This window comes from Lysobacter sp. K5869, assembly GCF_018847975.1.
In the GTDB taxonomy this organism is placed as follows: domain Bacteria; phylum Pseudomonadota; class Gammaproteobacteria; order Xanthomonadales; family Xanthomonadaceae; genus Lysobacter.
Window position 1 is genome coordinate 4,264,146 of record NZ_CP072597.1, and the last position, 13,628, is coordinate 4,277,773.

The 13,628-nt window shown below is 68.4% G+C and carries 12 protein-coding genes; 6 read left to right on the forward strand and 6 right to left on the reverse strand.

Features of this window, described 5'->3' with window-relative positions; translation table 11 throughout:
* Window positions 1-4 precede the first annotated feature (4 nt).
* From J5226_RS17925 to J5226_RS17940, 4 genes are read right to left on the reverse strand one after another with little or no spacing between them, the layout of a single operon-like run.
* Window positions 5-730 carry a histidine phosphatase family protein gene (locus J5226_RS17925; RefSeq protein ID WP_215835785.1) on the reverse strand — a complete coding sequence of 242 codons (726 nt, stop codon included), beginning with the start codon at window positions 728-730 and terminating at the stop codon, window positions 5-7.
* Window positions 727-1,806, reverse strand: a complete 1,080-nt coding sequence (locus J5226_RS17930) for a phosphotransferase family protein (protein ID WP_215835786.1) — start codon at window positions 1,804-1,806, stop codon at window positions 727-729. Before J5226_RS17930 ends, J5226_RS17925 begins: the two co-directional genes overlap by 4 nt.
* Complete coding sequence (locus J5226_RS17935; protein ID WP_215835787.1) at window positions 1,803-2,636, reverse strand: SDR family oxidoreductase; 834 nt, start codon at window positions 2,634-2,636, stop codon at window positions 1,803-1,805. The genes J5226_RS17930 and J5226_RS17935 overlap by 4 nt, the downstream gene beginning before the upstream one ends.
* Complete coding sequence (locus J5226_RS17940; protein WP_215835788.1) at window positions 2,633-3,877, reverse strand: acyl-CoA dehydrogenase family protein; 1,245 nt, start codon at window positions 3,875-3,877, stop codon at window positions 2,633-2,635. Before J5226_RS17940 ends, J5226_RS17935 begins: the two co-directional genes overlap by 4 nt.
* Before the next feature lie 93 nt (window positions 3,878-3,970).
* Here J5226_RS17940 and J5226_RS17945 point away from each other — a divergent pair, with 93 nt between their 5' ends.
* Window positions 3,971-4,897: a LysR family transcriptional regulator gene (locus J5226_RS17945; protein ID WP_215835789.1), complete on the forward strand. Its 927-nt coding sequence runs from the start codon at window positions 3,971-3,973 to the stop codon at window positions 4,895-4,897.
* Window positions 4,898-5,290: 393 nt separating this feature from the next.
* Here J5226_RS17945 and J5226_RS17950 read toward each other — a convergent pair whose 3' ends face one another.
* On the reverse strand, window positions 5,291-6,073 hold the full coding sequence (locus J5226_RS17950) for a TorF family putative porin (protein WP_215835790.1): 783 nt from the start codon (window positions 6,071-6,073) through the stop codon (window positions 5,291-5,293).
* A gap of 381 nt (window positions 6,074-6,454) precedes the next feature.
* Between J5226_RS17950 and J5226_RS17955 the strand changes: the two genes are divergently transcribed.
* The 5 genes from J5226_RS17955 to J5226_RS17975 all read left to right on the forward strand — a co-directional run bounded on the left by J5226_RS17955 (window position 6,455) and on the right by J5226_RS17975 (window position 11,408).
* Window positions 6,455-7,606 (forward strand): polyamine ABC transporter substrate-binding protein, encoded by a 1,152-nt coding sequence (locus J5226_RS17955; protein WP_215835791.1) that lies wholly within the window; start codon window positions 6,455-6,457, stop codon window positions 7,604-7,606.
* 4 nt (window positions 7,607-7,610) lie between these two features.
* Window positions 7,611-8,765: an ABC transporter ATP-binding protein gene (locus J5226_RS17960; protein ID WP_215835792.1), complete on the forward strand. Its 1,155-nt coding sequence runs from the start codon at window positions 7,611-7,613 to the stop codon at window positions 8,763-8,765.
* Between the two features lie 196 nt (window positions 8,766-8,961).
* Window positions 8,962-9,819, forward strand: a complete 858-nt coding sequence (locus tag J5226_RS17965) for an ABC transporter permease subunit (protein ID WP_215840485.1) — start codon at window positions 8,962-8,964, stop codon at window positions 9,817-9,819.
* The gene (locus J5226_RS17970; RefSeq protein ID WP_255322842.1) at window positions 9,816-10,631 is read left to right on the forward strand and encodes an ABC transporter permease subunit; all 816 of its coding nucleotides are present in this window, start codon (window positions 9,816-9,818) and stop codon (window positions 10,629-10,631) included. The genes J5226_RS17965 and J5226_RS17970 overlap by 4 nt, the downstream gene beginning before the upstream one ends.
* A gap of 291 nt (window positions 10,632-10,922) precedes the next feature.
* Entirely contained in the window at window positions 10,923-11,408 is a 486-nt protein-coding gene (locus J5226_RS17975; RefSeq protein WP_215835793.1) for a hypothetical protein, read from the forward strand.
* Window positions 11,409-11,538: 130 nt separating this feature from the next.
* Here J5226_RS17975 and J5226_RS17980 read toward each other — a convergent pair whose 3' ends face one another.
* Entirely contained in the window at window positions 11,539-12,906 is a 1,368-nt protein-coding gene (locus tag J5226_RS17980) for a substrate-binding domain-containing protein (protein ID WP_215835794.1), read from the reverse strand.
* Window positions 12,907-13,628 lie beyond the last annotated feature (722 nt).

A 13,628-nucleotide genomic window follows, 5' to 3' on the forward strand; every position in this document is an offset into this window, starting at 1 on the left:
GCCCTCAGCGGTAAGTGATCAGGCCGTCGCGCGCGTACAGGTGCGCGTGGCCGTTGAAGGTGGACAGGCGCAGGCCGCCGCGGGCGGCGTGCACCTGGGTGTGGCTGGCGTTGACCAGGGTCCAGCTCAGGCGCAGCGCCTGCGCTTGCGGCGCGTCGAGCAGCGCTTGGGTTATCGCCGCGATGGGACCGCCGGAGGTGAAGATCCAGACGTTGCGCGCGCCGCCGGCGGCATCGGCCGCGGCCTGCGCGGCGGCGAGGCAGCGCGCGCGGAACGCGGGCCAGGGCTCGTCGTAGTCGCGGTCGAATTCGCCGCCGGCCCAACGCTGCATCGCCGCGGCGAACAGGGTTTGGAAGGCGCGGTGCGGATCGTTTTCGGCCTTGAGGTCGGCGCGCAGGCGCGCGTGGTCGGCGTATTCGGGACGATGACGGGCGAGGATCTGGACGTGGTCGAATTCGTTCCAGCGTTCGTCGCAAGTCGGGGCCATCGCGCCGCTCGCCCTCGCGGCGGACTCCGCCTGCGGCGACGCCATCGCGCCCAGACATTCCTCGGCGGTTTCGCGATGACGGCGCATGCCACCGCAAATAGCCAGATCGCCCTCGCCCGCCAACGGCGCCAGCGCCGCACCGAGCAGGCGCGACTGTTCGCGGCCGAGCTCGCTCAAGCGGTCGTAATCGTCGGAACCGAACGCGGCTTGGCCGTGGCGGATCAGATGCAGCGTCGTGGTCATGCGCCGCGCCCCTCGCGCGCGATCGCGCGGCGGCAGCGCCAATGCAGGTAGTTCACCGATAGCCAGAAGCGCTTGAACGCCGGGTTGCGGGTCTGGCCGTGGTGATAGCGGTAATAGATTTGCTGGGCGATGGCCGAGAGCCGGAACAGCCCGTACACCTCGTAAAACGCCCAGCTGCGCGGCCGCCAGCCGGTGCGCTCGCTGTAGTAGTCCATCGCCTCGCGCCGGGTCGGCATGCCGGGCAAATGGGTGGGCTGGCGGCGGGTGTCGCGGGCGATGAAGTCGTCGTCGGCCTGGACCCAGTAGGCCAGCAAATTGCCCACGTCCATCAGCGGATCGCCGAGCGTGGCCAGTTCCCAGTCGAGCACGCCGATCACCCGGGTCGGATCGGCGCGGTCGAGCACCACGTTGTCGAAGCGGAAATCGTTGTGGGTCAGGCGGATGGTTTCTTCGCGCGGCAGGTTCTCGCGCAGCCAGGCCATGATCTTGTCGCCGCGCGGAACGTTCCAGGTGCGCGCGTCGCTGTAGCGCTTGCTCCAGCCCTCGATCTGCCGCTGCGCGTAGCCGGCGCCCGGCGCGAGCCCGTCCAGACCGGCGGCGCGGTAATCCACCCGGTGCAGCGCGATCAAGGTGTCGAGCACGTTGTGGGCGAGCGTGGCGACGCGCTCGCGCGACAACTCGAAATCGGGCGGCGGGTTCTTGCGCAGGATCAGCCCATCCAGCCGCTGCATCACGTAGAACTCCGCGCCGATCACCGCCTCGTCGGCGCAGTGCGCGTACATCCGCGGCACGAACGCGAACACCGGCCGCAGCGCTTGCTGGATGCGGAACTCGCGGCCCATGTCGTGCGCCGACTTGGCCTTCTTGCCGGCCGGCGGGCGGCGCAGGATCAGATCGTCGTTGGCGTAATGCAGGCGATACGTCCAGTTCGACGCGCCTCCAGCGTATTGGGTGATTTCCGGCAGCCCTTGCAGATGCGGCAGACGCGGCTTGAGCCACGCGTCGACCGCGGCCGCGTCGAGTTCCTCGCCCGCGCGCACCGGCCGCGCGTCGTCGCGCGCGCCCGCCGCGCTCATGCGGGCCCGCTCGCCGGCTGCGAGCGCGTGCGCCCGCGCCCGCCCGCGCGGCGCATCGCCGCTTCGAACGCGCGGTACGGCAGGAAGCGCTTGAGCAGCCAGAACCGCTTGGCGTCGGGATGGGTGAGGATGCGGAACTCGCCGCGCGCCACGCCCTCGCGGATGCGCGCGGCGACCCAATCGGCGTCGACCTTGGCCTCGGCCACCAGCTTCTTCATCCAGCGCGCGAAACGCGGATCGCGGGTGCGCAGGCTTTCGCCGAGATTGGTGCGGAAGAACGCCGGACAGGCGACGCTGACCTGCACGCCGTCGGGTTCCAGCTCGGCCTTGAGCGTTTCCGACAGCGCCACCACCGCGGCCTTGGTCGCGTTGTAGGCGCCGGCGAACGGCGGATGCACCAGCCCGGCCATCGAGGCGATGTTGAGCAAAGCGCCGCCGCGCTGGCGCTTGAACATCGGGATGAAGGCCTTGCAGCCGCGCACCACGCCGAGCAGGTTGATCTCGACCATCCACTGCCAGTCGGCCAGCGGCATCGATTCGACCGGCCCCATGTCGGCGACGCCGGCGTTGTTGATCACCAGATCGGCGCCGGCCCAGTTCGCCTGCATCCATTCGGCCGCGGCTTGCAGGTCTTCCTCGCGGGTCACGTCGCAATGCAGGTAATAGGCTTCGGCGTTCAGCGCGCGCAACGCCGCCAGGGTTTCCTCGCCGCGCGCGGCGTTGACGTCGCCGATCAGCACCCGCGCGCCGTCGCGCGCATAGCCTTCGGCCAGCGCGCGGCCCAGGCCCGAAGCGCCGCCGGTGACGAAGACCCGTGGCCGCGCGCTCATGCCGCCTCCTGCTTGCGGCCGAAGCCGTACTTCGCCAGTTCCACCCGCGCCACCATCGCCCGATGCACTTCGTCGGGGCCGTCGGCGATGCGCAGCGCGCGCGCCAGCACGAACAGGCCGGTCAACGGCGCGTCGTGGGACACGCCGGCGCCGCCGTGGATCTGGATCGCCTGATCGACGATCTCCTGCAGCATGTTCGGCGCGACCACCTTGATCGCGGAGATTTCGCTCATCGCCTGTTTCACCCCGAAGCGCTCGATTTTCCAGGCAGCGTACAAGGTCAGCAGGCGCGCCTGATCGATCGCCATGCGCGCCTGCGCCACCCGTTCCAGATTGCCGCCCAGGCGCAGGATCGGTTGGCCGAAGGCCTCGCGCCCGGCGCCGCGGCGGATCATCAGTTCCAGCGCCCGCTCGGCCGCGCCGATCGCGCGCATGCAGTGGTGGATGCGGCCCGGGCCGAGCCGGCCCTGGGCGATGGCGAAGCCCTGCCCCGGGCCTTGGATCAAGTGGTCCAGCGGCAGGCGCACGTGGTCGAAACTGACCTCGCCGTGGCCGTACGGCGGGTCGTATTCGCCGAAGGTCGGCAGCATGCGTTCGATCCGCACGCCCGGCGCGTCGAGCGGCACCAGCGCCATGCCGTGGCGCGCGTGCGGCGCCGCATTGGGATCGGTCAGGCCCATGAAGATCGCCACCCGCGCGTCGGGATGGCCGATGCCGGTGGACCACCATTTGCGGCCTTCCACGACGATTTCGTCGCCCTCGATGCGGATCTGCGCGCGCATGTTGGTCGCGTCCGACGAGGCCACGTCCGGCTCGGTCATGCAGAACACCGAGCGGATCTCGCCGTCCAGCAGCGGCTTCAGCCAGCGCGCTTTCTGCTGTTCGCTGCCGTAGTGGTAGAGCACTTCCATGTTGCCGGTGTCGGGCGCGTTGCAGTTGAAGAGTTCGGCGCAGAACTCGTAGCGGCCCATCGCTTCGGCCAGCGGCGCGTAGTCGAGCACCGACAGGCCGGCGCCGAGTTCGGCGTCGGGCAGGAACAGATTCCACAGCCCGGCCTCGCGCGCCAACGCCTTGAGTTCGGCGATGCGCGGATGCACGCGCCAGCGGCGCCAGTCGGCGCCGGCGTTGAGTTCGGCGTTCTCGCGCCGGTAGTGCGCGTCGAACGGGGCGACGTGTTCGTCGATGAAGGCTTGCAGGCGGCGCAGATAGTCCTGGCTGCGCGCGCTGGGGGCGAAGTCCATGGCGGAGGGCTTCCGGGCGCCGGGACGCTCCGGCCGCCTTCATCCTAGGCGCGCGGCCGGCATGAATGAAGTGATCTTTGCTAACGTTCGCCTATGAACCAGATTCATGCCCGTAGCGAGCAGCTCGACCTCAACCTGCTCAAGGTGTTCGAGGCGGTCTCCCGCGAGCGCAATCTCAGCCTCGCCGCGCAGGCGCTGTATCTGACGCCGTCGGCGGTCAGCCATGCGCTGGCGCGGCTGCGGCGCCAGTTCGACGACCCGCTGTTCGTGCGCGACGGCCGCCGCATGAGCCCGACCGCGGCCTGCCAGCGCCTCGCGCCGCCGCTGCTGGAAACGCTGGCGCGGCTGCGCGAACTGCTGCAGCACCGCGACCGTTTCGAGCCGGCGTCGAGCCGGCAGTCGTTCCGTATCGGCATGCCCGAGGCGACCGAGACCGTGCTGCTGCCCGCGCTGATGCGGGCGCTGCGCGCGCAGGCGCCGGGCGCGACCTTGGCCAGCGTGGCGCTGCCGCGCCGCGACCTCGGCCGCGAACTGGCCGCCGGGCAAGTCGATCTGGCGGTGGACGTGGCTCTGCCTGTGCGCGATCCGGTGCGGCATCGGCCGCTGTTCCAGGACGGGTTCTGCGTGGTCCTGCGCGCCGATCATCCGCTGGCGCGGCGCTTGAGCCTGAAGCAGTACCTGCAAGCGCGCCACGTCGCGGTGTCGGCGCGCGCGACCGGACAGGTGATCGAGGATCTGGCCCTGCTCAACCTCGGCCTGCAGCGCGACATCGCGCTGCGCTGCCGCAGCTATCACGCCGCCTGCGCGGTGGCCGCGCACTCCGACGCGCTGCTGACCTTGCCCGAAAGCCTCGCCGCGCGGATCGCGCCGGACGGCGGGCTGGCGCGGGTCAAGCTGCCGTTCGCGCTGCCGGCGGCGCAGTTGCATTTGTATTGGCACGCGAACAGCGAGGCGGACCCAGCGAATGCGTGGTTGCGCGGGTTGGTGAGCGCGGCGTGCGCGGATGCGTTGGGAGAGTGAAGCGCTGGCTGCGGCTTCGTTCGCTGCGCGTAGGAGCGGCGTGAGCCGCGACTGCGGCATGACGGCTGCGACGGGCTTTCGACGTGATCGCGATGGCGCGGTCGCAGCTTGCGCCGCTCCTACAAGGGGCTGCGGCTGGAATCGTTTGCGGCTGTAGGAGCGGCGTGAGCCGCGATTGCGGCAACAAAGCTACGGCGAAACTTTCGTCGTGACCGCGATGGCGCGGTCGCAGCTTGCGCAGCTCCTACAGGGGCTTCGGTTAGTTTCGTATCCGACTGTAGGAGCTGCGCGAGCTGCGACCGCGGCAATCGGCTACGACGCAACTTTCGCAGTCGTCGTTTTGGCGCGGTCGCGGCTTACGCCGCTCCTACCCACGTCGAAAGCCGCGCGGGCTCAGAACTTCCACCCCACCGACACCGCGACCTTGTCGTCGGCCAGCTTCTTGTCGTCCAGGCCTTCGGAAATATTCGGGCCGTAGCTGGAGGTGGTGGTGTATTGCAGCTCGGCGTGGAACGGGCCGAAATCGCGGGTCACCGCCAGCAGGTAGTCGTTGTAGCTGTCGCCGAGCGGGTCTTGCAGGTCGTAGTAGCCGACCTGCACCTTGAGCCCGAAGCCGCTCTCGCCCAGCGGCCATTCGCCGCCGACGTTCCAGTAATAGCCCTTGCCGCCGAGGCCGAAGATGTCCGGCGAATAGGCCAGACCGACGTGGTAGTGCTCGGCGAAGCTCAGCGTGCCTTCCAGTTCGGTGTAGTCGTAGTCGAAGCCGCGCTTGGCGCCAGGATAGGCGGCGCGGGTCAGGACCACGTCGAGGTCCAGGCCCGGGCGCAGTTCGCCGGCCCAGCCGACATAGCCGTCGAGTTCGTAGTGGACGCCGTCGTTTTCCTCGCCGGGCGCGGTGAAGTCGATGCTCGAACCCCACAGGCCGGCGTAGAAGCCGCTGCGGTGCTCCAGGTTGATTTCGGCCTGCAGCGCCGGGTCTTCCTGCGTCTGGGAGACGCCGCGCCAGATGTAGTCGCTCATCAAGGTGACGCCGCCGCGCACGTTCCAGTCGCGCTCGCTCTCGCTGGCCCGGTCGCCAGCGTCCTGCGCGGCGGCCCAAGGCGCGGTGACGGCCAAAACGGCGGCCAGCAGCAGTCGGCAGGCGCGCGGGCGCGGGTGGAGGCGGCGGTCGGACATGGGGAATCTCCCTGAAAAAACGCTGGTTGCGGCGAAGCGGCGGCGGCGGATGAGGCGGCTGGAACGGCCGGCGGCCCGGGCGGGGCCGGCGGGTCGGAGCGCGACGATACAGCATGGGGCCAGGAGATAGCGGATAGGAGGTAGGAGATAGCCAAAGCCGCGCTTCCGCTACCTTCTACCTCCTACCTCCTACCTCCTACCTCCTATCCGCTATCTCCCAGCCCCAAAACCGTCGCGGCCGCGTGAAGGCCCACGCCGCCCGCGACGAAAACGCCGTGAAAATCCCCCGACGCGTTGACACCGCGCGGCCCGCCTTCGAACATTCCCGCCTACGCCCTGCCCCGCGCTCCGCCCGCGGGCCTGCTTTCCTGGAGATTCGCCGTGACCCTGCGCCTCGCCCCGCTCGCCTGCGCCGTCCTCATGCTCGCCGCTTGCGGCGGCAAGCCCGCCGCCGACGCCAACGCCCCCGCCGCCAAGCCCGGCGCCGAGGAGAAGGTGCTCAACGTCTACAACTGGTCGGATTACGTCGCCGACGACACGGTCAAGAACTTCGAAGCCGCCAGCGGCGTCAAGGTCAACTACGACGTCTACGACGCCAACGAAACCCTGGAAAGCAAGCTCAGCGCCGGCGCCTCGGGCTACGACGCGGTGTTCCCCTCGGCGCGTCCGTTCGCCCAGCGCCAGGTCAAGGCCGGCCTGTACGCCAAGCTCGACAAGAGCAAGCTGCCGAACTGGAGCCACCTGGATCCGCAGTTGCTGCAGAACCTCGCCTCGATCGATCCGGGCAACGAGCATCTGGTGCCGTACATGTGGGGCACCACCGGCCTGGGCCTGAACCTGGACAAGATCAAGGAAGCGCTCGGCGACAACGCGCCGCTGGATTCGTGGTCGCTGCTGTTCGATCCGGCCAACGCGGCCAAGCTCGGCAAGTGCGGCATCACCGTGCTCGACGACGATCAGGAAGCCTTCGGCGCGGCGCTGATCTGGCTCGGCCGCGATCCCAACGCCGGCGCCGCCGACGAGATCGACGCGGTCAAGAAGGTCTACGCCGCGATCCGCCCGTTCGTTCGCACCTTCAACAACGCCGAATACAAGGACGCTTTCGCCAACGGCGACGCCTGCATCGTGATGGGCTATTCCGGCGACATCGCCCAGGCCAGCACCGCCGCGTTCGACGCGGCCAAGAAGGCCGGCAAGCCGGCGCCGAACCTGCGCTTCGTGATTCCGAAGGAAGGCGCGATCCGCTGGGTCGACGTGATCGCGATCCCCAAGGACAGCAAGCACATCGGCAACGCCCACGCCTTCATCGATTACCTGCTCGATCCCAAGGTCGCCGCAGCGATCAGCAACCACGTCGCCTACGCCAGCGCCAACAAGGACGCCGCGCCTCTGGTCGATCCGGCCATCGCCCAGGACCAGGGCGTGTACCCGCCCGAGGCCGTGCGCGCCAAGCTGGTCGATCCCAAGTCGCTGCCCGAGGACGTGCAGCGCCAGCGCGTGCGCGCCTGGACCAGCATCAAGAGCGGGCACTGAGCGCGTGAGCGTTCCCGCCCGCAGCCCCGCGCTGGAACCCTGGCGCGATCCCGCCGCGCAGCCGTTCGTGCGCATCGAAGGCGTGACCAAGACCTTCGGCAAGGTCTACGCCTGCGACGACATCTCGCTCGACGTGTACCGCGGCGAATTCTTCGCCCTGCTCGGCGGCTCGGGCTCGGGCAAGAGCACCCTGCTGCGGGTGCTGGCCGGGTTCGAATCGCCCGATCGCGGCCGCGTGCTGATCGACGGCATCGACGTCACCGACCTGCCGCCGTACCAGCGGCCGGTCAATATGATGTTCCAAAGCTACGCGCTGTTTCCGCACATGAGCGTGGCCCAGAACATCGCCTTCGGCCTCAAGCATTCCAGCGGCGGCGCCAAGCCCGGCGCCGGCGAGATCCGAGACCGCGTGCAGCAGATGCTGGAACTGGTGCGCATGCCGCAGCTCGGCAACCGCAAGCCCGACCAGCTCTCCGGCGGCCAGCGCCAGCGCGTGGCGCTGGCGCGCGCGCTGGCCAAGCAGCCCAAGCTGCTGCTGCTCGACGAGCCGCTGGGCGCGCTGGACAAAAAGCTGCGCGAGCACACCCAGTTCGAGTTGGTCAGCATCCAGGAACGCGTCGGCACCACCTTCATCATGGTCACCCACGACCAGGAAGAAGCGATGACCATGTCCTCGCGCATCGCGGTCATGGACGCCGGCCGCATCGTCCAGGTCTCGACCCCGGCGGTGTTGTACGAGTATCCGTCCACGCGCTTCGTCGCCGAATTCATCGGCGGCATCAACCTGCTGGAAGGCCGCGTGCTCGGCCAGGACGGCGACGGCGACCTGCGCATCCAATGCGACGGCGTCGGCGGCGAACTGCTGGCGCGCCATCCCGATCCGTTGCCGGAAGGCACCTCGGTCGGGATCGCGGTGCGGCCGGAGAAGATCGACGTGCACGAGACCAAGCCGGAAGGCTTCGACAACGCCGTGGCCGGCAAGGTGCGCGACATCGCGTATCTGGGCGACGTGTCGATCTACCACGTGCAGACCGAGGCCGGCGCGGTGCTGCGCGTGCAGGAGACGCACGTGGCGCGCAGCTCGGAGCCGCATTACGACTGGGACGATACTTTGTGGCTGTCGTGGGATGCGGCTAGCGCGGTGGTGTTGACGTCGTGAGTGGCGGACTTACGCATTCGGCGTTCCTCAGCGCTGCGCCGGCGGAGGTGCTGTCGTGAGCGCGCAGGAGCAAAAACGCGGCTCGGGGATTTGGGGTTTCTGGGGGGATGTCGTTGATAATCTCTTCGGTTGGTTCCGCTCGGTAGGCGACGAATTCCGCACCCGCCGCGGCCGCCTGCTCGTCACCGCGATCCCGATGCTGTGGCTGGCGCTGTTCTTCTGCGTGCCGTTCCTGATCGTGCTCAAGATCAGCTTCGCCCAGTCGGTGTTCGGGCAAGTACCGCCGTACACGCCGCTGCTGGAGACCGCCGAGAACGGCGGCACCACCCTGCGCCTGCACGCGGCCAACTACGCCGCGCTGCTGGCCGATCCGCTGTACGTGGCCGCGTACCTGAAGTCGCTGCTGTTCGCCAGCGTGTCCACGCTGTGCTGTTTGCTGCTCGGCTATCCCATCGCCTACGGCATCGCCCGCGCGCCGCGGCTGTGGCGCCTGCTGCTGTTGGTGCTGGTGATCCTGCCGTTCTGGACCAGCTCGTTGCTGCGCACCTACGCATTGATCGGCCTGTTGCGCGCCAACGGCTGGCTCAGCCAGACCCTGGTCGGCCTGGGCCTGCTCGAACCCGGGCAGGCGGTGCTGCACACCAACCTCGCCGTCTACATCGGCATCACCTACAACTACCTGCCCTTCATGATCCTGCCGCTGGCGGCGACGCTGATCCGCCTGGACTTCACCCTGCTGGAAGCCGCCGCCGACCTCGGCGCGAAGCCGTGGCAGGCGTTCCGGCGGGTGACCTTGCCGCTGTCGTTCCCGGGCATCCTCGCCGGCAGCTTGTTGGTCTTCATCCCCGCGGTCGGCGAGTTCGTGATTCCCGACGTGCTCGGCGGCCCCGACGCGCTGACCATCGGCCGGGTGCTGTGGACCGAGTTCTTCACCAACCGCGACTGGCCGCTGTCGGCGGCGATCGCGGTGGCGATGCTGTTGCTGATCGTGCTGCCGACCTTGCTGTTCGAGTACATCGAAAACCGCCGCGTCGCGCGCGAGGCCCAGTCGTGAAGCGGCGGCCGTTCGCGCTGTACACGATGATGGCGCTGGGCTATGCGTTCTTGTACCTGCCCATCGTCTCGGTGATCGTCTATTCCTTCAGCGGCTCCGACCGCGCCACCACCTGGGGCGGGTTCTCGCTGAAGTGGTACGCGGCGCTGGCGCAGAACGAACAGATCCTCGAAGCCGCGCAACGCAGCCTCATCATCGCCGCGATCTCGGCCACCGCCGCGGTCGCGCTGGGCACCGCCAGCGGGCTGGCGCTGTCGCGCTTCGGCAAGTTCCCGGGCCGCGGCATCCTGAGCCTGATGAACTCGGCGCCGATGGTGATGCCCGACGTCATGCTCGGCCTGTCGTCGCTGCTGCTGTTCGTCGGGCTGCAACAGCTGTTCGGTTGGCCCGAACGCGGCATGATCACGATCACCCTCGCCCACATCACCCTGACCGCGTGCTACGTCACCGTGGTGGTGCGCTCGCGCATGACCTCGATGGACGCGAGCCTGGAAGAAGCGGCGATGGACCTGGGCGCGAAACCGTGGCGGGTGTTCTTCGTCATCACCCTGCCGCTGATCGCGCCGGCGCTGCTGGCCGGCTGGCTGCTCGCCTTCACCTTGTCGCTGGACGATCTGGTCATCGCCAGCTTCACCTCCGGCCCGGGCTCGACCACGCTGCCGATGCTGGTGTATTCCAAGGTCAAGCTCGGCGTCACCCCCGAGATCAATGCGCTGACCACGATCATCGTGGTGCTGGTGGCGATCGGCGTCAGCCTCGCCGGCGTGCTGATGCACCGGCGCGAGCGCAAGCTCGCGCGCAGCGCGAACTGAGACTCGCCCATCGCCGCGCCGCGTGCGCGGCGACACGCGCATTCATGCGCGCGTTCACACCCGTGCAACCGGCGCGACACGTGGCTTTGTTCTCCTAGCACGCGGGGAACGAGCGCGTCGCGACGCTGCGCATCACCCGGCCGACGCCACCGGCGCGATCCGGCCAACTGGTCTTTCACCTGCACTCTCACCCGGCCGCGCGATGCGGCCGTTGCCGTACGCCGTACGTCCGAGTTCCCCCGGATGCTCCGCATCCGCGCCGGTTCCATTCAACCTTCAAGGAGACAACTCATGGACTACGCAATCCGCGCCAAGGCTTTCGCCGCCGCCCTCGCGCTCGGCCTGGGCCTGCTGGCCGCTCCGCACGCCGACGCCGCCAGCCAGTGCAAGACCGTCAAGCTGCTGCCGGGCGTGGTGCAGGTGTACGCCACCGTCGACGCCACCGCCGCCGCCGATACCGCGTTCTGCACCGCCGACTTCGCCTGCCCGACCGGCTCGAACAAGGTCGAAGTGTTCGGCACCGCGCTGTCGACCAGCCGCGACGCCGTGGTCGCGGTCGACAACACCGCCAACCTCAGCAGCGGCGAGCAAGTGTCGGCCAACTGCATCGGCAACCAGGTCGTCAACGGCAAGAGCATCGTCGTCAGCACCTGCAACGCCAAGGCCGAAGCCCCCGCGAACAAGGGCACCGCCGACACCTCGGCGTGCTCGGTGTACGCCGAAGGCCCGGCCGGCAGCCGCACCGGCGCCAACGCCACCTGTTTCTGCGGTACCTGATCCAACGCGAACGCTGGGCCTCCGGCGCGAGCCGGAAAAGAAAAAGCTCCCCGATGCGACCGGGGAGCTTTTCTTTTATGCGACCGCTCCTGCGCGGCGGCGGCTTTCCGTGCCGCCGCCGCGCCCGCGATCAGTTGATGCAGCTGTTGATCGAACCGACCGCCGAGCTGCGGAACAGCGAGTTGCCGTCGATGTAGGCGTAGCCGGTCGGCAGCGCGACGCGCAGATCGGTGCCCGAGGGAACCGGAGCATAGAACTGCTTGAACAGGTTCTTGAGCGCCGTGGCCTTGGCGCCGTTGCCCGAGTAGTAGGCGCCGACGTAGGTCACCGCGGCGATCGGATAGGCCGACGAGATCACGGCGTTCGGCGCGACCAGACGCAGGCAGTTGCGCTGCGGAGCCGGGATGGTCGAGGAAACGTCGGCGACGGTGGCGCCGTCGAGAACCTTGGCCGACAGCAGGCTGGTCGGGGCGATGCTGACCGGAGCCGGAACCGTGTTGCCGTTGACGACGGTGGTGCCGAACTTGGCCGGGTCGTAGCCGTTGACCGCGGCGTACATCACGCCCTGGCTCAGCACTTCGGCGATGTCGGCGTAGCCGAACGCGTCGGTGGTGCTCTTGACCTTCGACACCACGCCGTTGTTGCCGGCCTGGGCCGAGGACGCCGAGTAGTTCGGCAGGGCCAGCGCGGCGGCGGTGGCGTAGCTCTGGTTCGGCTTGAAGAAGTCGGCGGCCAGGCCGAACTTGCCGTTGCACTGCGCGGCGAGGTAGCTGGTGAAGGCGAACGAGGTGCCGCTGCCTTCCGAACGGTAGACGATGGTGATCGGGTGCGAGCCGGTCAGCGACAGGCCCAGACGCGAGTCGGTCCAATCCTTGATGTCGCCGGCGAAGATGCGGCACACCTGCTCGGTGTTCAGCGCGACCGAGGTCAGGCCGCCGACGGTGTCCTTGAACGGCAGGGCGATGGCGCCGGCCAGGGCCGGGATCTGCACGATCGCGCTGCGGGTCGAGGACATATTGGTGATGAAGGTGCTGTAGTCGGCGGTGCTGATCGGCGCGTCGGTGCCGATGAAGTCCGGAGCCGACTGGCCGGTGGCGGCGCTGAAGCCGGCGATGCCGGCCGGCGAGCAAGCGCCGTTGGCGAACACGCCGTCGTTGTTCAGCACCTTCTTGCCGGTGCCGCTGCCGGTCTGGCAGTAGGACACGCCGTCGGTCCCGTAACGGGTCAGGAAGTCCTTGAACACCGGGGTCTTGCCGCCGGTGGAGTTGCCGAACGCGGCGACGCTGAAGGTGACCGCCGGGAAGGTGCTGGTGGTCGGGGTGGCGGTTTCGCGCGACAGCTTAGCGACCGGCGAGGTGCTGTTGTACAGGTCGCCGACGTAGGCCGGAGCCGGGAAGGTGGCGCCGCCGCCGTACAGATCGGCCGCGTTGGCCGAACCGGCGAAGACCAGGACAGCAGTGGCGGCCAGCAGGCCGGCATGAAGCTTGTTGCGATGCACGAGACGTCTCCTTTGAGGTTGCGGGCACGGCGCCCGCGGGATCAATCCGATCGATTCCTATGCAATGCGCCGACGCGCGGCTCGAACGAGGCGGTGTCGGAGCGGCGCCAGGATGGGCGCGGCGTGTGCAAGCGCAACGACCATGCGGGTAAGTATTTATTACATGCCTCAAGTGATTCAGCGGCGTGGATTTAGCTCGATGTCAGTCGTGTTTTCGTAGTCGATGCGAAGGTTTTGTGTCGGTGCGAAGCGCATCGATTACATAGATGACAGCGCTGTCGCGCACTGCGTCACGGCCATGAACGATGAGTCCATGACGGCGTTGCGACGCGTTTCAACTGTCATGTGCGGCGAAATGCGCGCAGGTTTCGTGTGCGCATCGACGGCGCGAAGGGCTCGCAATCGGCATTGCGAAAGTCGTGCGTGGTTCTCATCGGTTCGCAGCGTCGTGGAGACTCTTCGACATTAGAGATCGATGCGGCGATGCGCGCGTTCGTCTTCACCTTGCTTAGTGCGCGAACAGCGGCGCGCCCGCGTCGGGCGATACCGGAAGAAAATCGCTCGCAGCGCATGGCGCGACATCCGCGCTCCCCGCGCTGGATGCGCGAGCCGCATGCGAACTGAAGACGCTAAACGGCCGACGGTCGAACCGACGCGCCGAAGTCGTCGGAGCTCCGCGTCGTTCGGGGGACGGCATTCATCGATGCGAGGGCGATTCGTGA